Origin of the sequence: Paraburkholderia sp. XV, from assembly GCF_020177535.1 — a bacterium.
GTDB classification, from domain to species: domain Bacteria; phylum Pseudomonadota; class Gammaproteobacteria; order Burkholderiales; family Burkholderiaceae; genus Paraburkholderia; species Paraburkholderia caribensis.
This window is the reverse complement of sequence record NZ_JAGUUD010000031.1, coordinates 46,017-68,696: the sequence shown is the minus strand read 5'-3', so window position 1 is coordinate 68,696 and position 22,680 is coordinate 46,017. Positions and strand designations below refer to the sequence as shown.

At 62.2% G+C, this 22,680-nt stretch carries 17 protein-coding genes, 1 tRNA gene and 1 pseudogene; 5 read left to right on the top strand and 14 right to left on the bottom strand.

Annotation, left to right across the window (positions count from 1 at the left end; genetic code table 11):
* From KFO72_RS17285 to KFO72_RS17245, 9 genes and pseudogenes are all read right to left on the bottom strand, one after another.
* Positions 1-235: pseudogene (locus tag KFO72_RS17285) on the bottom strand (hypothetical protein); the annotation flags it as partial.
* Between the two features lie 25 nt (positions 236-260).
* Positions 261-740 (bottom strand): glycine zipper family protein, encoded by a 480-nt coding sequence (locus tag KFO72_RS17280; protein WP_060601978.1) that lies wholly within the window; start codon positions 738-740, stop codon positions 261-263.
* A 238-nt stretch (positions 741-978) separates the two neighbouring features.
* Positions 979-1,365 carry a response regulator transcription factor gene (locus KFO72_RS17275; RefSeq protein ID WP_035986027.1) on the bottom strand — a complete coding sequence of 129 codons (387 nt, stop codon included), beginning with the start codon at positions 1,363-1,365 and terminating at the stop codon, positions 979-981.
* 164 nt (positions 1,366-1,529) lie between these two features.
* Positions 1,530-2,171 (bottom strand): response regulator transcription factor, encoded by a 642-nt coding sequence (locus KFO72_RS17270; RefSeq protein ID WP_054933989.1) that lies wholly within the window; start codon positions 2,169-2,171, stop codon positions 1,530-1,532.
* A complete protein-coding gene (locus KFO72_RS17265) occupies positions 2,168-3,499 on the bottom strand; it encodes a two-component system sensor histidine kinase NtrB (RefSeq protein WP_225032659.1) in 1,332 nt (443 codons plus the stop codon). Before KFO72_RS17265 ends, KFO72_RS17270 begins: the two co-directional genes overlap by 4 nt.
* A gap of 540 nt (positions 3,500-4,039) precedes the next feature.
* Positions 4,040-4,270, bottom strand: a complete 231-nt coding sequence (locus KFO72_RS17260; protein ID WP_054933987.1) for a hypothetical protein — start codon at positions 4,268-4,270, stop codon at positions 4,040-4,042.
* A gap of 289 nt (positions 4,271-4,559) precedes the next feature.
* Positions 4,560-4,650, bottom strand: a tRNA-Ser gene (locus tag KFO72_RS17255).
* A gap of 159 nt (positions 4,651-4,809) precedes the next feature.
* Positions 4,810-6,108, bottom strand: coding sequence for a serine--tRNA ligase (serS, locus tag KFO72_RS17250; protein WP_107203169.1), 1,299 nt, complete (start codon positions 6,106-6,108; stop codon positions 4,810-4,812).
* 93 nt (positions 6,109-6,201) lie between these two features.
* Positions 6,202-7,512: a replication-associated recombination protein A gene (locus tag KFO72_RS17245; protein ID WP_054933985.1), complete on the bottom strand. Its 1,311-nt coding sequence runs from the start codon at positions 7,510-7,512 to the stop codon at positions 6,202-6,204.
* A gap of 299 nt (positions 7,513-7,811) precedes the next feature.
* Between KFO72_RS17245 and cytX the strand changes: the two genes are divergently transcribed.
* A complete protein-coding gene (gene cytX, locus KFO72_RS17240; RefSeq protein WP_054933984.1) occupies positions 7,812-9,128 on the top strand; it encodes a putative hydroxymethylpyrimidine transporter CytX in 1,317 nt (438 codons plus the stop codon).
* Between the two features lie 13 nt (positions 9,129-9,141).
* Here the strand turns inward: cytX and KFO72_RS17235 are convergent, their stop codons facing one another.
* Positions 9,142-12,369 carry a tetratricopeptide repeat protein gene (locus tag KFO72_RS17235; protein WP_225032658.1) on the bottom strand — a complete coding sequence of 1,076 codons (3,228 nt, stop codon included), beginning with the start codon at positions 12,367-12,369 and terminating at the stop codon, positions 9,142-9,144.
* Positions 12,370-12,660: 291 nt separating this feature from the next.
* Positions 12,661-13,653 (bottom strand): agmatinase, encoded by a 993-nt coding sequence (gene speB / locus KFO72_RS17230; RefSeq protein ID WP_054933983.1) that lies wholly within the window; start codon positions 13,651-13,653, stop codon positions 12,661-12,663.
* A 162-nt stretch (positions 13,654-13,815) separates the two neighbouring features.
* Here speB and KFO72_RS17225 point away from each other — a divergent pair, with 162 nt between their 5' ends.
* Positions 13,816-14,730 (top strand): LysR family transcriptional regulator, encoded by a 915-nt coding sequence (locus KFO72_RS17225; RefSeq protein WP_054933982.1) that lies wholly within the window; start codon positions 13,816-13,818, stop codon positions 14,728-14,730.
* Between the two features lie 9 nt (positions 14,731-14,739).
* Here the strand turns inward: KFO72_RS17225 and lolA are convergent, their stop codons facing one another.
* Both lolA and KFO72_RS17215 read right to left on the bottom strand, forming a co-directional pair.
* Positions 14,740-15,435, bottom strand: coding sequence for an outer membrane lipoprotein chaperone LolA (lolA, locus tag KFO72_RS17220; protein ID WP_107203172.1), 696 nt, complete (start codon positions 15,433-15,435; stop codon positions 14,740-14,742).
* A gap of 104 nt (positions 15,436-15,539) precedes the next feature.
* Positions 15,540-17,855, bottom strand: coding sequence for a DNA translocase FtsK (locus KFO72_RS17215; RefSeq protein ID WP_225032657.1), 2,316 nt, complete (start codon positions 17,853-17,855; stop codon positions 15,540-15,542).
* A 476-nt stretch (positions 17,856-18,331) separates the two neighbouring features.
* Here KFO72_RS17215 and trxB point away from each other — a divergent pair, with 476 nt between their 5' ends.
* From trxB to KFO72_RS17200, 3 genes are all read left to right on the top strand, one after another.
* Positions 18,332-19,333: a thioredoxin-disulfide reductase gene (gene trxB, locus KFO72_RS17210; RefSeq protein WP_035986045.1), complete on the top strand. Its 1,002-nt coding sequence runs from the start codon at positions 18,332-18,334 to the stop codon at positions 19,331-19,333.
* 213 nt (positions 19,334-19,546) lie between these two features.
* Positions 19,547-20,362: a Smr/MutS family protein gene (locus KFO72_RS17205; RefSeq protein ID WP_225032660.1), complete on the top strand. Its 816-nt coding sequence runs from the start codon at positions 19,547-19,549 to the stop codon at positions 20,360-20,362.
* Between the two features lie 15 nt (positions 20,363-20,377).
* Complete coding sequence (locus KFO72_RS17200) at positions 20,378-20,998, top strand: trimeric intracellular cation channel family protein (RefSeq protein ID WP_054933977.1); 621 nt, start codon at positions 20,378-20,380, stop codon at positions 20,996-20,998.
* A gap of 473 nt (positions 20,999-21,471) precedes the next feature.
* Here the strand turns inward: KFO72_RS17200 and KFO72_RS17195 are convergent, their stop codons facing one another.
* Positions 21,472-22,587 carry an ABC transporter ATP-binding protein gene (locus KFO72_RS17195; protein ID WP_054933976.1) on the bottom strand — a complete coding sequence of 372 codons (1,116 nt, stop codon included), beginning with the start codon at positions 22,585-22,587 and terminating at the stop codon, positions 21,472-21,474.
* Positions 22,588-22,680: the final 93 nt, after the last annotated feature.

The window sequence follows — 22,680 nt, the reverse complement described above, 5'->3', positions numbered from 1 at the left end:
TCTGCGCGGTGAACTCGAAGTCGACGGGCGTTTCCTGCTGATGCACCGTCACGACGGTGACCTCGATGGTCGGGCGTGGGGGTTCGGTGGGGGCTTTTTTGCAGGCGGTGAGGCACAGCGCGGATGCGAGCGCCACCACCAGCGGCCAGCGTGACGCCCGCGACACAGCGCGGCCCCTATGCGGCATGGCAGCCGGACCCGCCCCGGACATGCTCACGTACGATCGACAATTCATCGTGCGGCTCCGTTCGATCGCCATGTCATTGCGCCGTATAGCCGCGTCCCGTCATGCAGGCAGCGACGGCGCGGTTCCACGTAGCCATCTGCTGCGATGCCTGCTGCTGCGTGGCCTGCTGCTGCTCCTGAGCAGCGGCAGCCTGACGGCGTTGCCGCGCGCCGCCCGCCATCGTGCCCGCGATCGCGCCCGCCGCCGCGCCTTTGCCCGCGTCGCCCGCGATCGCGCCGATTGCCGCGCCGCCCGCTGCACCGCGTGCCGCGCCACCCAGGCGCTGTCCCGACGGTCCCGGCGGCGGCGGCTGATTCGCGGCGTTCTGCGCGAGCGCGGCAGGATTGACGCCCGTGTTCTGCGTCGCCCAGTTGTGGCACTGCGCCGTGTCGTCAGACTGCTTCTGCTGGCTTTGTCCCTTGGCGGGATAGAAGATGGGTTGTTGTGCCGTTGCGGCATCGGCGAGCAGCAACGTCGTAGCGAATATCAGCGTCTTTCTAAAGGCTTGTTTCATGATGAATCTTCCCAAGCGATACGGTTGCGTCCGTCGCGCTCTTATTGCGCGCATCGCGCGGCGGACAAATCCAGATGCGCGTCACCCGGCCTGGTGAGGCTGATGCGTCCAGTGTGGAATCCAGCCAGGTCGAAAACAATTGGACCTTGGTCCAATAAGCCATTCGGGGCAATGATCTTGCGCAAGCACATGGGCTCGCTCCCATGCCAGACTGTCCTGCTGGCTAGCGGCCGTTGCGTCATAGTGGCGCAGCGATGCCGAGCACGGCGCACACTGTCCTGATGAAGAGCACATCGTTGAAGGGCTTGCGCAGATAGGCCTTTGCGCCCGCCGCGAGCGCGGCTTCGCGCACGCCGGCATCGTCGTGGGCGGTGATGAAAATGACGGGCACGGCGCTGCCGGCCAGTCGGCGCTGCACCTCGATCCCGTTGGCGCCGGGCATCTGCACGTCGAGGATCGCGCAGTCGGGATGATACGAAGGCGTGGCCGACAGCACATCGAGAAACTCGTCGCCACTCGTGTACGTATCGGCTGCGATCCCGACGGAGCGCAACAGACGTCTGATCGCCCTGCCCACCGACGCATCGTCGTCGACCACGACGACGAATGGTTTGTCTGTGCCCATTCTGATTAGCCCATTGAGCCGCGACGCCCACGCAAACGGTGCGCGGACGTCTCAGCAATAGACTATGAGACTGCGGGCGTCGGTGGTATTGGACCTTGGTCCCGTATCCGGCCAGAGGCCGGCTTGCGCGCAGCGGCGGAGGAATCGCCTGGCCAGCGGCCCGGCTAAATGGTTCGCCGTGTGGGCGTGGTGGGGGGGTTGGTGACGGCCACCTTGTCGGCGATGCGCACCAGTTCTGCGAGCGAACTTACTTCCATCTTCTGCATCACGCGCGCGCGATGCGCCTTGACGGTTTTCTCGACCGTACCGAGTTCGCAGGCCACCTGCTTGTTCAGGCGGCCGAGCACGACGAGATTCATCACTTCGCGCTCGCGCACCGTCAGGCGCCCGACGCGGCTGCGCAATTCTTCCAGTTCGTGGATCGACTTCGACACTTCGACGGAACGCGCCAGCGCCAGGTCGATCGCGCGCAACAGGTCGTCGTCGCGAACAGGCTTGGTGAGGAAATCGGTTGCGCCGGCCTTGATCGCGCCGACCGTCATCGCGATGTCGCCGTGGCCTGTCAGAAAGACGATGGGCAGACGGGCGTCGAGCTCGCGCTGCAACTCGAGTCCGCTCAGATCGGGCAATTGCACGTCGAGCACCACGCAAGCGGGCGTGCGCTCGCCACACGCATGCGCGAGGAATTCGCGCGCCGAGCCATACGCCTCGACCTCATGACCTGCCGACCTGACGAGCCGCGTGAGCGCGCGGCGCACGGACGGGTCGTCGTCGACGACGTAGACGAGCGCGGCCGCTTCGCTCATGACGCCGCCTGCGCCACGCCAGCGTTACTCGCATCGCGCGATGCGGGCAGCGCAACATAGAACGTCATGCCCTGGTCGAAATTGTTCTCGGCCCACAGGCGGCCGCCGTGTATCTGCACGATCGAGCGGCTGATCGACAGCCCGAGGCCCAGGCCTTGCGGCTTCGATGTGACGAACGGCTTGAAGATGCATTCGAGCTTGTCCGCCGTCTGCCCGTGTCCGCGGTCGCGCACGGCGATGCGCACCCGCCCTTCGCCGTCGGGTCGCGCAAAGAGCGCCACCACGCGGTCGGACGCGCCGCACTCGCTGACGGCATCGAACGCGTTGAGCAGCAGGTTGAGTAGTACCTGCTGCAGTTGCACCTTGTCCCCGCGCACGGGCGGCAAGCCATCGTCGATCACGTGCGACACGTGGATGCCCCGCGCGACGGCATCGCCATGCACGAGGAGCGCGACGTCGCGCAGCAGTCCGCCGACATCGAGATTCGCCAGTTGCTGCTGCTCTTCCTTTTTCACGAAGGCGCGCATCCGGCGGATCACTTCGCTTGCGCGGCCGCTGTCATCGACGATGTCCTTCAGGATGTCGCGCACTTCGGCAAGGTCGATCGGCGCCTGGTCCATGAAGCGCTGCGCAGCCTGGCCGTTGCTGAGGATCGCCGTCAGCGGCTGGTTCAGTTCGTGCGCGAGCGATGCGGCAAGCTCGCCCATCGTCGATATGCGCGTCAGATGTGCCAGCTCGCGCCGATTGCGTTCGAGTTCAAAGCGCTCCGTCATGTCGGTGATGAACGCGACAGTCGCGATGCGCCCTTCATAACGAATCGCGCTGGCGGCGATTTCGGCGGAAAACTCGCTGCCGTCACGGCGGCGGGCGCGCAGACTGCGCGTGCTCGTTCCGGCCGAACGGCCCGGATGCGCGGCGCCCGCGCGGTGCTCGTGCGAAAGCGCCGGCGCAACGAGGCCGACACATGCGCCTGCCAGCACGCCGCGCGGGTAGTCGAAGAGACGTTCGGCCTGCGCGTTGGCGAGGACGATCACGCCATGTTCGTCGAACACGACAGACGCCACGGGCAGGCATTCGATGATGTCGGCTAGCTCGTTCGTCGCGCCGGGCCGCGGACGCACGAAACTGAAAAAAGCGCCTGCGCCTTGCAAGGTTCTGCTGCGCGCAATCTGATTCGTCACGCGATGGAGCATCGTCGATGCTGACACCCCGTTGCGCATATGCACGAATGTCCCTGCGCGCTGCGGCGCGATACGGCGCGGATGCAGCGACCACCAGACAACGATTGCAGCCACCGCGACTGTCAAAGCAGAAATAGCGATGTGCATGGCTTACCGTTCCTCAAGACGTTCGCACTCGAACCGCGACGACCACGTGCGCGCGCCTTCATTGTTGTTAGCAACGCAACCGGGCGACGGCGCGCGAATCGGGCGCGCGACGCCTCTGCCTCTACGCATGAAACCGTGACAACGTCTTGTTGTGATGCATCTCGTCGACCGACGAGCTTAATGATGTGCTGCAAACAAAAGGCAATGTAATCGCCGTTGATAAAACAATGGAATCTTCATATGGACTGCGAATATTCAATATCATTTTTCGTTAATTATCGCGGTCGATTCTTCACTCTTCCGCATCAACAGGAGGAAAAAAATGCAACTTCATCCTAGGCAGAAAGTAAGGCTTAGTAAAGCTTCACGGCGGTCATTAACGAAAAACTACTTGCAGTCGTCAGTTTTCGCATTGGCCTTGTCGGGCAATGCTTATTGAAGCAAGCGTTTTAATGGCAGGGTTTGATGCGCAACCCGAAATAATCCTAGGTGTATTTAAATATCTCGGGCTGCTTTGGGATCTGACGTCGCGCCTGGCACTCAGGCAAAATCGGACGAGCCTGGCGGCGGAACGCCCGGCGGCGGGTCGTCGTCGCCTATCGGCTCGGCCGGATTCGTATCGTCTGTCTTTGGCTTTTCTGGCAATGGCTGATCGAGGCCTGGCTCGATGGGTGTGGGAATTGCATCGCCGATCGGCTTGTTGAGTTCGTTGGGCGGAATTTCGGCCGGGTCTCTGGGCTCGGTGGTCTCTTCTGCCTTGGGGTTCGTCATTGTGGACTCCATCATGGTTGACAGATGGTCCATACGGCGCAACAACCATACCAATGGAACGGCGGGCAAGCGGTGGAGAATAGTCAGACGCCCGCGGCGCTTGAGCGACGCTCCATGCGCGGGAGAACATGCGCCAATGCACCCGTGCAAAAGACGAAGCGCAAAGGCGTGTGCGTAGCGCGAATGCGTTGTAAATTGCGACGCCCCGCTTCGCCTATTGACGATGCCGGCTCTTAAAAGAACCGCCCAAACGAAAACAGGCCCCGAAGGGCCTGTTTTGCTTTGCATCTGGCGGAAAGGGTGGGATTCGAACCCACGGTACAGCATAACTGTACACCGGATTTCGAGTCCGGCGCATTCGACCACTCTGCCACCTTTCCAGATTCTTTGACTTACCAGCAAGTGGTCTTGTCACGTCACACTAAGCGGGTCGCTGCTTGCGTGAGACGAAGATTATAGAACAGCTGTTTTCGAATTCCAAGCCCTTTTTCGCAGAAACTTGAAGAGGACTTGGATCGATCCGAACAGACCAACTTCGCTCAGGCTGCCGCCTTCACTTCCAGGCGTTCGACGCCACCCAGATACGGCCGCAACGCCGCCGGCACCGTTACCGAGCCGTCCGCGTTCTGGAAGTTCTCCAACACCGCGACGAGCGTCCGGCCGACCGCCAAACCGGAGCCGTTGAGCGTATGCACGAGCTCGGGCTTGCCCTGCGCATTGCGAAAGCGCGCCTGCATCCGGCGCGCCTGGAACGCTTCCGTGTTCGAACAGCTCGAAATCTCGCGATAGGTGTTCTGTGCCGGCAGCCACACTTCGAGGTCGTAGGTCTTCGTCGCCGAGAAGCCCATGTCGCCCGTGCACAGCGTGATCACGCGATACGGCAGTTCGAGCTTCTGCAGGATCGTCTCCGCGTGCGTGACCATCTGCTCCAGCGCGTCATACGACGTTTCCGGCGCAACCACCTGCACCATCTCGACCTTGTCGAACTGATGCTGACGGATCATGCCGCGCGTGTCGCGGCCGTACGACCCTGCTTCCGAGCGGAAACACGGCGAATGCGCCGTGAGCTTGATAGGCAGTTCGTTTGCATCGACGATGCTCTCGCGCACCGTGTTAGTCAGCGAGATTTCCGACGTCGAGATCAGATACTGCGTGACCGTGTTTTCGCCACCACCCTTTTCGACGCGGAACATGTCGTCGGCGAACTTGGGCAACTGGCCCGTGCCGAACAGGATTTCAGGATTGACGATGTACGGCGTGTAGATTTCCGTGTAGCCGTGCTGCTGCGTGTGCGTGTCGATCATGAACTGCGCGAGCGCACGGTGCAGACGCGCGATCTGTCCGCGCAACATCGTGAAGCGCGCGCCCGACAGCTTCGCGCCCGTCTCGAAATCGAGACCGAGCGGCGTGCCGACGTCGACGTGATCCTTCACCTCGAAATCGAACTCACGCGGCGTGCCCCAGCGGCGCACTTCGACGTTCCCCGCTTCGTCGTTGCCGACGGGAACGCTTTCGTGCGGCAGATTCGGTACGCCGAGCAGCAGGTCGGACAGACGCGTCTGGATGTCTTCCAGTTGCGCCGCCGACGCCTTCATCTCGTCGCCGAGTCCGCCCACTTCGGCCATCACCGCCGACGTGTCCTCGCCCCGCCCTTTCATCGCGCCGATCTGCTTCGACAGACTGTTGCGCTTTGCCTGCAGCTCTTCGGTACGGGTCTGGATGGCACGGCGTTCGGCTTCGAGCGCGGAGAAAGCCGCGACGTCGAGGGTGTAGCCGCGATCGGCGAGGCGTTTCGCGACGCCGTCGATGTCTTTGCGCAGCAGCTGGATGTCAAGCATGGGAAGGGGCGACAGTTCGTTGTATGAATGGGCGATTTTAGCGCACCGGCGCGGCTGGCCGGCGGCATTGTCGGGTCAGGCGCAACGCGCGGCTCAGCTTTTCTTCCGGTTCTCGCTGCGCCATTGCGCATCGAGGTCGGCAAGGCGCGACAGCTTCTCGCCGATCTTGCCTTCGAGCCCGCGCGGCGTTGGCTGATACCAGTTCGGATCGCGCATGCCATCGGGCAGATACGTTTCGCCCGCGGCGTAGGCGTCAGGTTCGTCGTGCGCGTAGCGGTATTCGTGGCCGTAGCCGAGTTCCTTCATCAATTTCGTCGGCGCGTTGCGCAGATGGACGGGCACGGCGCGCGACTGGTCTTTGCCGACAAAGCTGCGCGCCTGGTTGTAGGCGTTGTAGCCCGCGTTCGACTTCGGCGCGACAGCCAGATAGATCACTGCCTGCGCAAGCGCCAGTTCGCCTTCAGGCGTGCCGAGGCGTTCGTACGTTTCGGCGGCGTCGAGCGCGATGCGCGCGGCGCGCGGATCGGCAAGGCCAATGTCTTCCCACGCCATCCGCACGATGCGCCGCGCCAGGTAGCGCGCGTCGGCGCCGCCGTCGAGCATGCGGCAGAACCAGTACAGCGCGCCGTCTGGATTGCTGCCGCGCACCGACTTGTGCAAGGCGCTGATCTGGTCGTAGAACGCGTCGCCGCCTTTATCGAAGCGGCGCAGGTTTTCCGACAGCGCGCTGGCGAGCAGTTCGCCGTCGATGTCCGTCTTTTTCTGCTGCGCCGCCGCGCGCGCGACGATTTCCATATTGTTGAGCAGCTTGCGGCCGTCGCCGTCCGCGGAACCGATCAAGGCGTCGCGCGCTTCGTCCGTAAAGGTGAAGCCGCCCAGTTCCTTCTGCGCGCGGTCCAGCAGTTCGCGCTGCTCGTCGGCGTCGAGGCTCTTGAGCACGTAGACGGCGGCCCGCGACAACAACGCGCTGTTCACCTCGAACGAGGGATTTTCCGTGGTCGCGCCGACAAACACGAACAGCCCCGACTCGACGTGCGGCAAGAACGCGTCTTGCTGGCTCTTGTTGAAGCGATGCACCTCGTCGACGAACACGAGCGTCTGATGACCGTTGGCGCGATGGATCTGCGCGGTTTCAACGGCTTCGCGGATATCCTTCACGCCCGACAGCACCGCCGACAGCGCGATGAACTGTGCGTCGAACGCGTCGGCCATCAGCCGCGCGAGCGTGGTCTTGCCGACGCCCGGCGGGCCCCAGAGGATCATCGAGTGCGCTTCGCCTGACTCGAACGCGACGCGCAGCGGCTTGTTCGGGCCGAGCAGATGCTTTTGCCCGATGACATCATCTATGGTGCGGGGCCGCAGGCGCTCGGCGAGCGGAACATTGGCGCGGGTTTCTTCGAACATGGCGTTTTGAGGATAATCTCGGCTTTTCGGGTATAAACCGTCACGATGCATAGCATGCAGCACCGGGCGCGCGACGGCCTGGCCCTGAACGGCATGCAACCGCGCGAAACCGTCATCCGGCGGGCTGCGGCGCATGCAGAGTTGTGCATTATGACAGCCGCCGCGTGGCGAGGCCCGCGGCGAACGTTATAGGCTGTTTCTGATGGGCGGTCCGCAAGACGCGTACCGCACGAGCCGGACAAGAAGGCCGAACGCACGCACGGCCGACACGACAACGACAGACAGACAGGAAAATTTCGATGGTTCAGGATCCAATCGCCGGCGAGTCCGGCTCGACCTACGCGCCGCTCACGCCGGTGCCGGACTCGCGCCGCGCGTTCAAGACGGGCGACGCGTTCGCGCTATGGTTTTCGCTCGGCATCGGGCTGCTGGTCGCGCAGGCGGGCGCGCTGCTGGTGCCCGGCCTGTCGTTGCCGCACGCGTTGCTGGCGATCCTGATCGGCAGCGTGATCGGCGTCGTGCTGCTCGCGCTCGCGGGCGTGATCGGCACGGACACGGGGCTGGCCGCGATGTCGTCGCTGCGCCCGACGCTGGGCGTGCGCGGCGCGTCGATTCCCGCCGTGCTGAACATGATCCAGCTGGTCGGATGGGGCTCGTTCGAAGTGATCGTGATGCGCGATTCCGCCGATGCGCTGTCGAAGCAGGCGTTCGGCTTCTCGGCGCCGCTGATCTGGACGGTGATCTTCGGCGTGCTCGCCACGCTGCTCGCGATCAGCGGCCCGCTTTCGTTCGTGCGGCGCTTTCTGCGCTCGTGGGGCATCTGGCTGTTGCTGGCGGGCGCCGCGTGGCTCACCTATGCCGTTCTCGCGCAGCACGATCTCGGCGCGCTGATGCGCCGTCCGGGCAATGGCGAGATGCCGTTCGGCGGCGCCGTGGATCTGGTGGTCGCGATGCCGCTGTCATGGCTGCCGCTGATCGCCGACTACACGCGCTTCGGCCGTAAGGCGGGCGAGACGTTCCGCGGCACGATTCTCGGCTACGGCATTGCGAATATCTGGTTCTACGCGCTCGGCGCGGTGTACGGCCTTGCGGCGGGCGGCGGCGACGCGCTGCTGACGACGGCGCTCGCGCAGGCGGGCGGCGGCCTCGCGCTGCTGCTGGTGTTGATCGATGAAATCGACAATGCGTTTGCCGATGTGCACTCGGCGGCTGTCTCGACGGGTACGTTCTGGACGCGCGCGAGCGTGCCGCTGCTGTCCGCTGCGTTCGGCGCGCTGTGCACGCTGATCGCGCTGATCGTGCCGATGGCGAAGTACCAGAACTTCCTGCTGCTGATCGGTTCGGTGTTCGCGCCGCTGTTCGGCGTGGTGCTGGTCGATCACTTCATCGTGCGCAAGCGGCGCATCGAAGCCGCCGCGCTCGCCGATACGCAAGGCCGCTACGGCTTCTCGGGCGGTTGGCACGTGAGCGCATTCATCGCGTGGGCGGTCGGCATCGCCGCGTATCAGGCGATCAACCAGTGGCTGCCGAATCTCGGCGCGACGCTGCCGGCGTTGGTGATCGGCGCGCTCTGTTATCTCGCACTGGTGTCGACGCGCAAGCAGGCCTACGCTTAAGCGCCTCGCTGCTTCAGGCCGGCGTGCGTTCGCGCGCCGGCCATTGCCCGAGCGCAATTCTCACGCGCTCTATCACTTCTTCCCAATTGCCTGGCTGCGTCTGACGGAACAGTCGCGTACGGGGATACCACGGCGTATCGTCGCGATCGTGCAGCCAGCGCCAGCAACCGTCGTAGCGCGACAGAATCCACGTCGGCCTGTTCAGCGCGCCCGCCAGATGCGCGATCGATGTGTCGACGGTAATCACGAGGTCCAGTTGCTCGATGATCGCCGCCGTGTCGGCGAAATCCTGCACGTCGTGCATCGGATCGAGCGGACGCAGTTCAGGCGGCAGCGTGTCGATTTGCGGCTGCGTGGTCTTGCCTTTTTGCAGGCTCACGAAAGTGATGCCCGGCACGCGCAGCAATGGCAGATAGGCGCGGGCATCGAGCGAACGGCGAGCGTCGACTTCGCTGGCGGAAGGCTGGTGTGGACGCGGATCGCCGGCCCATACGAGGCCGACTTTCGGACCTTCCGGCAGCAGCCCTTCCCAGCGCGACCGGCAATCCGGCGGCACGCTCAGATACGGCAGCGACGCCGGAATGCTATCGAGCGTCGTGCCCATCCGATGCGGCAGGCTCATCGTCAGACACCAGTAATCATGAGGCGGCGTGACGTGCGGATCGTTCGGAATGCATGCATCCACGCCCGTCATCCGTTCGATCAGGCGCCGCATCCCCGGCTGGCACGCGACGGTCACTTTCGTGGCGCCGAGGCGCTTGAGCATCGGGAAATAGCGGCAAAACTGGAGCGTGTCGCCGTAACCCTGCTCTGGCCACACGACAATGGATTTCCCTTCGAGCGCTTCGCCTTGCCATTGCACGAACGGTAGCGCCGGGCGCCTGACGAAGTCGGCTTTCCATGCGTCGTCGTAACGGCATTCGAAAAGTTGCCAGCCTTCGACGAATTGCCCCGTCGCGAGCAACAGATGCGCGAGGTTCAACCTGGCTTCGAGCATCTCGGGCTTGCACTGAAGCGCTTGGCGATAAAGCCCTTCGGCCTCGCGATACTGCTTTTGCGTCTGAAGCACGATACCCAGGTTGAAGCATGCGTTAGGAAGATCAGGCTTGATGGCAAGCGAGCGCCGGTAGCACATCCCGGCTTCCGGCAGGCGGCCCTGAGCCTGGAGCATCGCGCCAAGATTGTTGTGCGTCTCGGCGTGGTCCGGATTGAGATCGAGGCCGCGTCGATAGGCAGCTTCCGCTTCGTCCACGCGCCCCAGCGACTCCAGCAACCGGGCGAGATTGATATACGCGCCCGCGTGCTCAGGGTCCGTCTCGATGGCTTGTTTGTGCGCCTGCTCCGCTTCGCCGGGACGTCCAAGCTGGCGCAGCACGACGCCGAGGTTGTTGTACGCATCGGAATGCGTCGGATCTTTCTGAATCGTGCGACGCAGATAAGCCTCTGCGTCGGATGCGCGGCCGAGTTCAAGCGAGCAACCGGCAGCGAGATTCGTTATGCGCGCGTCGGCTCGATACGATTCGATCGACGGTTTCAGCAGCGCGAGGCCCGCTTCGAAGCGTTTGTTTTCATAGCAGTCGACGGCTGCCAGAAACCGTTCGTCCAACGTCGTCGTGCTTGCAGCCGCAGACTGCTCTGCAAAGAGTCTGAGTTGCTGCGCGACGCGTTCAATCACATCGTCCCATTGACCAGGACGCGTCTGACGAAACAGCCGCGCGTTCGGATACCAAGGCGTGTCGTCACGCTCATGCAGCCAGCGCCAGCAACCGTCGTAGCGCGACAGAATCCACGTCGGCTTGTTGAGCGCGCCCGCCAGATGCGCGATCGATGTGTCGACGGTAATCACGAGGTCCAGTTGCTCGATCAGCGCCGCCGTGTCGGCGAAGTCTTGCACGGCGCACATCGGATCGAACGGGCGGAGTTCCGGCGGCAGCGCGTCGATTTGCGGTTGCGTCGTCCTGCCCTTTTGCAGGCTGATGAACGTAATGCCCGGCACGCGCAGCAAGGGCAGATACGCGCGGGCATCGAGAGAACGGCGGCGGTCGACCGCGTTGATTGCCGGTTGATCGGGGCGCGGATCGCCGGCCCATACGAGCCCTACCTTGACGTCGCCGCCGGGCACATGCCCCTGCCATCTCGCCGCACGCGCCGGCGGCACCCGCAGGTAAGGCGTCGCGCCCGGAATGGTCGCGAGCGTCGTGCCCAGACGATGCGGCAGGCTCATCATCAGACACACGAAATCGTGTGACGGAATGTCATGCTCATCGTCCAGCGGAATGCACGCGTCCACGCCTTCGATCGTCTCGAACAGACTCTGCAATGCAGGCGAACACGCGATGCTCAGCGTGGCGAGCCCGCGCGCCTTGAGCATCGGCAGATAGCGGCAGAACTGGGGGCTGTCGCCGTGTCCCTGCTCGGGCCACACGAGCAACGACTTGCCAGCGAGCGGCTCGCCTTGCCAGATCGGAAATTCGACGGGCGGCGGAGCAATCTTGCGCTGCGGCCACGCGGGATCGTAACGCGTTTCGAACAGCGCCCACCCTTCTTCCAGACGCCCCACGTTGAGCAGCAGATGCGCGAGGTTGATCTTCACCTCGTAGTAATCAGGCTGAAGCGCGAGCGCTCGACGGTATGAGGCTTCCGCTTCGACGAAGCGATGCTGCATCTTGAGCACGACGCCCAGGTTGAAGTGCGCGCTGACGTCGCTCCGATTGGCAGCCAGCGCGCGTTTATACGCGGCCTCTGCTTCGGTAACGCGCATCTGATCCTGGTACAGCACGCCAAGATTCACATAAGCATCGCCGTTGCCAGGCTGAAGTTCGAGCGCATGCAGATAAGCGGATTCTGACTCGTGCGGACGGCCGAGTTCTGCATAGAGCCGCCCGAGGTTCACATAAGCACCCGCGTGCTTCGGCGTGATGGCCAGCGCGTTGCGAAAGCACGCCTCGGCTTCGTCCAGACGACCCAGTTCCTTAAGCGCGACGCCCAGGTTGTTGTGTGCATCGCAGTAATCCGGCTTGACGGCGATCGCGCGACGCCAATACGTCTGCGCATCGCCCAGACGATCCAGCGACAAGCAGCATGCGGCGGCCAGGTTGAGAAACTGCGGGTCAGCGGGTTGCATCGTCAACAGCGGTTCGAGCACAGCCAACGCTTCGTTGAACCTGGCCTTGCCGTAAAGCGAGACCGCGGCTGAAAAGTGATCGACTGCGGCCTCGGAATTCTGAAAATCGCCGTGCATGACTTACCCTGCGAGAGACGTATTGAGATAAAGCACTCGGGGGGCGCGTCTTTACGATTTATCCAAGAATTTCGGTGGAAAGCGCGCCGGAACCCCTTGCAGCGTACCGTTGCGGGCAGTCAGTCTCTAGCTCACTAGTCTTAAAAATGCTGGCGGATCGCCGAATTGCGGCGCGCGGCGATCAGAAAGCACAACGCCCATAACGGACGTTATGGGCGTTGTCTTGTGCGATGCCGCGAACCCTCCTGCTGCTGCATGCGGCGCCATGCAGGCGCCTGAAAGCGGGATGACTTACCGCGTAGCCGGCCGGTATTCGACGCCCGGCAGCACACACAGCAGTTCAAACGCGAGATTCGCGCCAAGCAGCGCCGTGGTGCCGAACGGATCGTACGGCGGCGCGACTTCCACCAGATCGCAGCCGACGATATTCAGGCCGCGCGCGCCGCGAATGATTTCGAGCGCCTGCGGCACCGTCAGACCCGCGATCTCCGGCGTGCCCGTGCCCGGCGCGAAGGCGGGATCGATACCGTCGATATCGAACGTGATATAGACGGGGCCGTCGCCCATCTGCTCGCGCACGCGCGACATCAGCGGCACCAGCGATTGATTCCAGCACGCCTCGGCCTGCACGACCTGGAAGCCTTGATCGCGGCACCAGTCGAAGTCCTCCGCCGCGTAACCCGTGCCGCGCAGACCGATCTGCACGACCCGGTCGCAATCCAGCAGGCCCTCTTCGACCGCACGGCGGAACGGCGTGCCGTGCGCGATCTTTTCGCCCATCATCGTGTCGTTGACGTCCGCGTGCGCGTCGACGTGAATCAGACCGACCTTGCCGTACTTGCGATGAATGGCGCGCAGGATCGGCAGCGCGATCGTGTGATCGCCGCCCAGCGTGATCGGCTTCGCGCCGTGTTGCAGGATTTCGTCGTAAGCGCGCTCAATCCGGCCGATCGAATCCAGCAGGTTATACGGATTGATCGCAACGTCTCCGATATCGGCCACGCGCAACGAGTCGAACGGCGCGGCGCGCGTCGCCATGTTGTACGGGCGCAGCAGCACCGATTCCGCGCGAATCTGACGCGGGCCGAAGCGCGCGCCCGTGCGGTTCGACGTCCCCAGATCGAACGGCACGCCGACGAAACACACGTCGAGCCCTTCCGCCGACCCGACATTGGGCAGCCGCATCATGGTGGCGATCCCGCCCGAGCGCGGCATCGCGTTGCCCGACAGAGGCTGCGGCCGCTCAGTGAGGTCCGGGGAAACGAAATTCGAAGAAGTATTCATCGTGGTTCGCCAATGAAAGGCACAGTGTCTTATAAAAGCGTTGGATCCAGCCGCCGCAAGGCGCGCGGGGCCGGGGCATTTCTTATTTTTGTGCAGTTCCGGCGAAGATAAAATGCCAACAGAAAAAACTTCACATCGATTCGCACCGATGTATTCTGCCGTATGTTCTCGCAACTCACCGATCTAGACCTTCGCCTGATCCGCGTATTCCTCGCCATTGTGGACGCGGGCGGCGTTTCGCCCGCGCAGGCTACCTTGAATGTAGGTCAATCTACGATCAGCACCCAACTATCGACGCTCGAAACCCGCCTGGGTTACCGGCTGTGCGAGCGCGGGCGCAGCGGATTTAGCCTGACCGCGCGAGGCGAACAGTTTGTCGAAGCGGCGCGCGCGCTGCTTTCCGCCGTCGATGCGTTCGGCGCGCAGGCGCGAAACGTCGGACGAAAGCTGGTCGGAACACTCGGAATCGGGATGATTGGACACACGCCGGTGTCGGAAAGCGCGCGAATCAGCGATGCCATTGCCCGCTTCCGCGCCCGAGACGAATCTGTGCGTTTCTCAATTCTCGTGCGCTCGCCGGGCGAACTCGAAGAATTGCTGCTGAGCGGACGGATTCAGATCGGCATCGGATATTTCTGGCATCGCGTGCCGTCGCTTGAGTACACGGAGATTTTCTCCGAGGAACAGCTTGCGTATTGCGCGAAGGGGCATCCGCTTTTCTCCCAGGCGGGCAATGTTTCCCCCGCCGACGCCGCACAGCATGAATGGGCGTGGCGCAGTTATCCGCTGCCCGAAGCCGAAGCGTCGACGACGCCGCACAACGTCACCGCCGTTGCCGACAACATGGAAGCCGTCGCGATGCTCGTGCTGTCGGGACATCACCTCGGCTATCTGCCGGGGCATTTCGCCGCGCCGTATGTGAAGGAAGGTTTGCTCGCCGCGCTGAACCCGCAGCAGATGGGCTACCGCGTCGCGTTTCACATGGTCACGCGCATGCGGCAGCACCGGACGGAAATCGTCGATGCGTTTATCGACGATATGAAGGCCGCGCATCCGTCGCCCGGCCTTCAGGCGTGAACGAGACGCTTAGCCGTTGATCACGTCGGCGCCCTTCGGCACCGTGAACTTGAATGCGTCGGCGGGTAGCGGCGGGTTCTTCTGGATGTTCGAGAATTTCAGCAGCGTCACGTTGCCGAACACGTCGTGTAACTCCATTGCTTCGAGGTTGCCGTCACGAAAACCGATGCCGACGCGCTGGAATTGCGTGTCCTTCGACTTCGGAATCAGTTCGAGCCAGTCGATGCCCGCCTTCACGCCCGCGTCCTTCAGGTTGAAGTTCTTGTCGAGATCGTTGCTGCCGAACAGGATCGCCGCCGGACTCGCGCCGAGCGCGCCGCCCAGCTTGCGCACGGTCACCTGGTTCAGGTCTTTGTCGTAGACGTAGAGCTTGTCGCCGTCGGCCTGCAGCAGTTGCGCGTACGGTTTCTCATACGCCCAGATGAATTTGCCCGGACGCGCGAACGTGAACGTGCCACTCGACACCTTGTTCTGCGACGCGTTCTGCGTCGACAGCACGCCGCTCGCCTGCTGCTGCGCGTTGCTCGGCGCCCGCACTTCCGTTTGCACGAATTCGCCGCGCGCCGAATGGACTTGCGACACGAACTGCTTAAGTTGGTCCGTACCGCCTGCGAATGCATGCGACGCGACGAGCATCGACGCGCCGAAAGCCAGCGTGCGCATCAAATTGCCAAGACGGGTCTTAGACCCAACGATTTGCAGCATATTGTTTTCTCCCTTAACCAGACCGAAGCGTGTGTGAATCAGAGCAGCGGCAGCGCTCGACGCGTGCCGCTGTCCGTCATCAGTCGCATGTGGAACGCCGGATATCAATCCGTCTCGCGCGCCGGCACCAGAATTTCGCGGTTGCCGTTCGACGACATCGCCGACACCAGCCCCGACTGCTCCATCTGTTCGAGCAGACGCGCGGCGCGGTTGTAGCCGATGCGCAGATGCCGCTGCACGAGCGAGATCGACGCGCGGCGGTTCTTGACGACGATTTCGACCGCCTGATCGTACAGAGGGTCGGACTCGCCGCCGCCCGAGCCAGTTCCCGACGCGTCTGCCGAGCCTTCGTCGCCTTCGCCCGACACGCCGCCTTCGAGCAGCCCTTCGATATAGTTCGGCTCGCCCTGTTCCTTGAGTTTCTCGACGACGCGATGCACTTCGTCGTCGGACACGAACGCGCCATGCACGCGAACGGGCAGACCGGAGCCCGGCGGCAGATACAGCATGTCGCCCATGCCGAGCAGCGATTCCGCGCCCTGTTGATCGAGAATCGTGCGCGAGTCGATCTTCGACGACACCTGGAACGCCATCCGTGTGGGCACGTTGGCCTTGATGAGGCCGGTGATGACGTCGACGGACGGACGCTGTGTCGCGAGAATCAGGTGGATGCCCGCCGCGCGCGCCTTCTGGGCGATACGTGCGATCAGTTCTTCAACCTTCTTGCCGACCACCATCATCAGGTCAGCCAGTTCGTCGATCACGACGACGATATGCGGCAGACGCGACAGCGGTTCCGGTTCGTCCGGTGTCAGGCTGAACGGATTCGGAATCTTCTCCTCGCGCTTCGTGGCTTCGTCGATCTTGTTGTTGAAGCCCGCGAGGTTTCGCACGCCGAGCTTGCTCATCAGCTTGTAGCGTCGTTCCATTTCGGCGACGGTCCAGTTCAGCGCGTGACCGGCCTGACGCATGTCCGTGACGACAGGACACAGCAGATGCGGAATGCCCTCGTAGACGCTCATTTCGAGCATCTTCGGATCGATCAGGATCATTCGCACCTGATCCGCGCTCGCCTTATACAAGAGCGAGAGAATCATCGCGTTGATACCGACCGATTTGCCCGAACCCGTCGTACCCGCAACCAGCAAGTGCGGCATCTTCGCGAGGTCCGCGCACACCGGCTTGCCGCCGATGTCCTTGCCGAGACCCATCGTCAGCGGCGAGCCGGCGTCGGCATAGACGGCCGAGCCGAGAATCTCAGACAGCCGCACCGTCTGACGACGCTGGTTCGGCAGTTCGAGCGCCATGAAATTCTTGCCCGGAATCGTTTCGACCACACGAATCGACGTTAGCGACAGCGAGCGCGCCAGGTCCTTCGCGAGGTTCACGATCTGGCTGCCCTTCACGCCAATAGCCGGTTCGATTTCGTAACGCGTGACCACAGGACCGGGATAAGCCGCAACCACGCTCACATCGACGCCGAAATCCTTCAGCTTCTTCTCAATGAGGCGCGAGGTGAATTCGAGCGTATCGGCGGAAATGGTTTCTTGCGATGCGGGCGCGGGATCGAGCAGCGAAATGGCCGGCAGCGTGGAATCGCCGGGCAAGCTGTCGAAGAGCGGCACCTGGCGTTCTTTCTCGACGCGCTCGGACTTCTCCGGTTTCGTCACGGGCGGCACGATCACGACGGGCTCGTGCTCTTCGATCTTCACGCGGCTCTGCACGACCTTGCCTTCGCGCTTCACGGCAGCCGCTTCGCCGAGCTTGCGGTCGCGGCCCGCTTCACGGCGCAGCTTGGCCAGCGTGACACCGTTGATGATCGAATCGCCAACCCGCTCGCACACCGACAACCACGAGAAGCGGAAGTACAGCGACAAGCCAATGCCCAGCGCGATCAGCAGCGCCAGCGTGCCGCCCGTGAAGCCGAGCGCATGCGAGACACCCTTCGCGACCGCCTCGCCGACCACGCCGCCCGGCGCGCGCGGCAACTGCACTTTCAGCGACCACATGCGCAGCGCCTCGATGCCGTCGCAGGCGAGCAGCACCAGTACGAACGCGAACACGTCTGCGAGCCAGCTGTGGTCGCGCGGCGCGTCTTCGTCGGGTTCTTCGTGACGCGTGATGCGCTTGTAATTCGCCGAAATGCGGCGCGCGATCAGCACGATCCACCACCAGGCGGACAGGCCGAAAAGCAGAAGGAAGATGTCGGAGGTCCAGGCGCCGACGCGGCCGGCCCAGTTCGAGATGTGATCGACCTGCGCTGCGTGTGTCCAGCTTGGGTCGCGGCGGCTGTAGCTGATCAGCGCCATCACGAGGAAAACGCCGAGCGCCACCTGAAGAATCCAGCGGATTTCGGTGAAAAGGCGCGACATGCGATGAGGCAATGCCTGCGCGTTCGCGGAATAGGGAGCTTTTGCCATTGAGCCTGTTGCGTGTGCGGCCTGCAGCGGTTTCAGGTGCCGGTCCTCGCGGGGCCGGTTCCCGTTGCCCTTCAATTCACCGTCGGGACCGATCCCGGTGCCGACGCGTTGAGCCGAATCCTGCCGGCAAGCCGCCTGTCGTTCGTCGGCGACTATTGTAAACGCACTGTTGCGTGCAAGGCTGTAAATGACAGTAACGTTGGCCGAACGGCCAGGAATGTCGTAATTCCCATACGTTTTGGGGCAAAACGCGGGCGTTTTGGGCCGGTTTTGGTGCTGAAACAGGGGTTAGGCGGTCGGCGTCGACTATCGGTTTGATCGTAAAGCTTCATGAAGCAGCCGCCAGCCCCGCCCTTTATAATACGGCGCTGATACCCATCTAACGTGTCAAGCAGGTTTTCCGGCTCGACGCCAGTACCGCCGGTCATGGCAGCCGTGTTTCAGCCGCCGACCGACGCTTTTTACGGATTTCGATCATGCCAGCTTCCCCGACCAAACACGCGAAGGTTCTGATTCTCGGTTCCGGCCCTGCCGGTTACACGGCGGCCGTCTATGCGGCGCGCGCCAACCTGTCGCCCGTGCTCGTCACGGGCCTCGCGCAAGGCGGCCAGCTGATGACCACGACGGACGTCGAAAACTGGCCCGCCGACGCCAACGGCGTGCAAGGTCCGGAACTGATGGCGCGCTTCCTCGAACACGCCGAGCGCTTCAACACCGAAATCATCTTCGACCACATCCACACGGCCAAGCTCGACGAGAAGCCGATCCGCCTGATCGGCGATTCGGGCGAGTACACGTGCGATTCGCTGATCATCGCGACGGGCGCGTCGGCGCAATATCTCGGCCTGCCGTCGGAAGAACTGTTCATGGGCCGCGGCGTGTCGGCATGCGCGACCTGCGACGGCTTCTTCTACAAGCAGCAGCACGTCGCCGTGGTCGGCGGCGGCAATACGGCGGTGGAAGAAGCGCTGTATCTCGCGGGCATCGCGAAGAAGGTCACGGTGATCCACCGCCGCGACAAGTTCCGCGCCGAGCCGATCCTGATCGACCGTCTGCTGGAGAAGGAAAAGGAAGGCGTCGTCGAGATCAAGTGGAACCACACGCTCGACGAAGTGAAGGGCGATGACGGCGGCGTCAACGGTCTGCGCATCAAGGATGTGAAGACGGGCGCGACCACGGATATCGAACTGCAAGGTCTGTTCGTCGCAATCGGCCACAAGCCGAATACGGATATCTTCGAAGGCCAGCTGGAGATGAAGAACGGCTACATCATCACGAACGGCGGCTTGACGGGCAATGCAACGGGCACGAGCGTGCCGGGCGTGTTCGCGGCAGGCGACGTGCAGGATCATGTGTACCGTCAGGCGATCACGAGCGCAGGCACGGGTTGTATGGCCGCGCTGGATGCGCAGCGTTATCTGGAAAGCATCCACGAGTCGATCGGCGAGCGCGCGATGAGCGCTGAAGCCGAGCGTTGATCGTTGTTGACGCGTCCGGGTTTGCCGGGTTGTTTCAGCAGAACGGCGGACGCGGATCGGTAGAATAGCGGCAAACACCTGTTTGCCGCGGTTGTTGAGATTGTTTTGACGTTGGAAGGGCCGCGGCGGATGTCGGCGGCCCTTTTTGTTTTGTGTTCGCCCGGGTTGCCGGGTGATTGTCCGTTGTCCGCTTCGAATCATCGTCTGATCGCTATGCCTAAGAATCTGCCCCATCCGAGCGAACCGAAACGGCCGCGTATTGCGGCGGCTACTCCTGCTAACGATGATTCGTCGGCATTGTCTGGTGCTGGGTCGTCTTCGGCTTCGGCTTCATCGAAAAAGCCGTTGGTCGAGTCTGGTGCTGGCTTGGCTGGGCTTGGCGGTCTGCGCGATGCCTTGAAAGTCGCTTCTCAACGCGCTCAACGTCAAAAGGCGGCGGCAGCGCAAGCATCGCGTGAGGCGGCTGCCGATGCCGATATGTTCCGGCGTGAGATCGGCGAAGTCGCGCCGCTCGGCGCGAAACCGCGAGCGACTGTGCCTCGTACGCCGCCCGCGCCTCTCCCCGTTCAGACGAAACTCGATGAAGAAGCCGTGCTGCATGAGGCGATCTCCGATGAGTTCGATCCTGAAGTCTTGCTCGACACCGATGAGTCGCTTTCTTATTGTCGGCCGGGCGTGAGCCAGGAAATCGTTAAGAAGCTTCGGCGCGGTGCCTGGATTGTGCAGGCGCAGCTTGATCTGCATGGGATGCGTCGCGAAGAAGCGCGTGAGGCGCTGTCCGAGTTCATTCGTGAATCGAGCAAGCGCGGGTTGCGGTGCTTGCGGGTGATTCATGGGAAAGGGCTCGGGTCGATTGGGAAAGAACCCGTGCTCAAGGGCAAGGTGCGCGCTTGGCTCGTGCAGAAGGAAGAAGTGATCGCGTTTTCTCAGGCGCGTGCGCATGATGGGGGCGCGGGTGCTGTGCTTGTGCTGTTGCAGCCTGGGTCGGTTGGTTCCGGGTCTTCCTCTTCGTCGTCTAGCAAAGTCTGAGAAGGCTTTTCAACGATGCATCCTCGTCTCACTCTCGCGCTTGCCATCATGGAAGCGCTGGCTATTTTCGCCTACGCAATCTCAGGGTTCATCGAAGCTCGTACCAGACGGCTCGATGCCGTTGGGACTTTTCTTGTGGCGATGGCGACGGCTTTTGGCGGTGGGACGGTTAGAGATATCTTGCTCGATCGGAGACCGTTCTATTGGGTCGAGCATCAGTGGTATGCGATTCTGATTTTTGTTCTCTCGTTTTTTGCGCCGTTTGTGCTGAAGGCTTATACGCGGGTTTTTAATGAGCGCGTGTTGCTGGTGGCGGATGCGGTTGGGCTTGGGCTGTTTAGTATTTCGGGGACTTCGCTCGCGCTCGATGCACAGATGCCCTGGTTCGTGGCTTCGATGATGGGTGTCGCCACCGGCGTGTTCGGCGGGATTATTCGGGATGTGATTTGTAATGAGGTGCCGTTGATCTTGCGGGATTCGAGGCCGTATGCGACTTGTGCGTTGGTTGGGTGTTGGGTTTATCTGCTGCTTGATTACATCAACTTTGATACGGTCTACAGCGTTTTGATTGCTACGGGGTTCATTCTTGTGGCGCGGCTGGTGACGTTTAAGTTGGACGTGCGGTTGCCGCATTGAGAGAAACCGTACAGTTTGAGTCTTCGCGACGGACCACAAGTGAATGACGGCACTCGCGATGCGATGCCGTCTTCTGAAATCACTGTTATTGCGACTCCACATATTCTTGAAGAATCGCCGCTAACAAGAGAACCGCCCGACACTCGCTTCCAAACGGGTGAGCGGGCACATGACAAGGTTGGAAGACCGGAATCGCACACCGGCGAGCCTCGCGGCTCCCCTACCACGGCCCGCCCATAGACGTGCTGAGGCAAATGCTCGGACCCGCTTGCGCGGGCCTTTGCAGTGATGCGACTAGCAGGCTTCCAAACCCGGCCACCTTTGTTTAGGTAGCAATCCAAAGTATATGACTGCCTGCCAACCGCCCTTTCACCCGCACAAGCTAAACCAGAGCCCCAAAAACCAGAAGGCCCCGAGCGCATCTTAAACGCTCGGGGCCTTCCCCAAAACAACTCAACTACAGCAATTAACCTTTAAGCAATCCGCGCTTCAGTCTTAGGATCAAACAGAACCGCCTTAGAAACATCGAACATCAGCGACATGCCTTGATCCGGTTGCGGATTTGCGCTCGGGTGAACGCGGCTAACGATACGCTTCCCATTCACCTGCGCAAACACCAACGTATCCGGTCCAGTCGGCTCGATCACATCGACCTTAACGTCGATCGCTTGCAGCTTGGCGTCGTCAGCGTTATGAGCATTGCGAGCATCGGTAATGCGTTCAGGGCGCAGACCCAAAATCACATCCTGCCCGATATGCGACTTCACAGCGCCATCGAAAGGCAGATTCAGCACCGACCGCTTCACACCCGTATCGAGTTCAAGCCCAACACCGGAACCTTGCTCAACAACCTTACCTTGAATGAAGTTCATCGGCGGCGCACCGATAAACCCAGCCACAAACAGATTCGAAGGCGAATCATAGATCTCTTGCGGCGCCCCAAACTGCTGAACAACACCATCCTTCATGACGGCAATACGATCGCCGAGCGTCATAGCCTCGATCTGATCGTGCGTCACATAAACGATGGTCGTACCCAGGCGTTGATGCAGCAGCTTGATTTCCGAGCGCATCTCGATCCGCAGCTTGGCATCGAGGTTCGACAACGGCTCATCGAACAAGAACATAGCCGGATCGCGAGCCAAAGCCCGCCCCATCGCCACCCGCTGACGCTGGCCGCCTGACAACTGCCCAGGCTTCCGATCCAGCAAATGCTCGATCTGCAGCAATTTGGAAACACGAGCCACAATCTGATCCTGCTCGCCCTTCGCGACCTTCCGGATATTCAACCCGAAAGAAATATTCTCGCGCACCGTCATCGACGGATACAGCGCGTACGACTGAAACACCATCGCGATATCGCGATCTTTCGGCGACAGGTTGTTCACCGTCTTGCCGCCGATCTGAATATCACCCTTCGTCACGGTCTCGAGACCGGCGATCATGTTGAGCAGCGTCGACTTACCGCAGCCCGAGCCGCCGACGAGAATCAGGAACTGACCGTCTTCGATGTCGATATTGACACCCTTCAGGACAGGCACCCCGTTCGGGTAGGTCTTGTACACGTCACGGATGGAAAGGCTTGCCATGCTGTGAATCCTCTAGTCTCTGTACTGCGGATGCGTCGCTAGCTGGCGACGCGAGCCGGATACCGTTGAGCACCGCCGCCCACGCCAACGCGC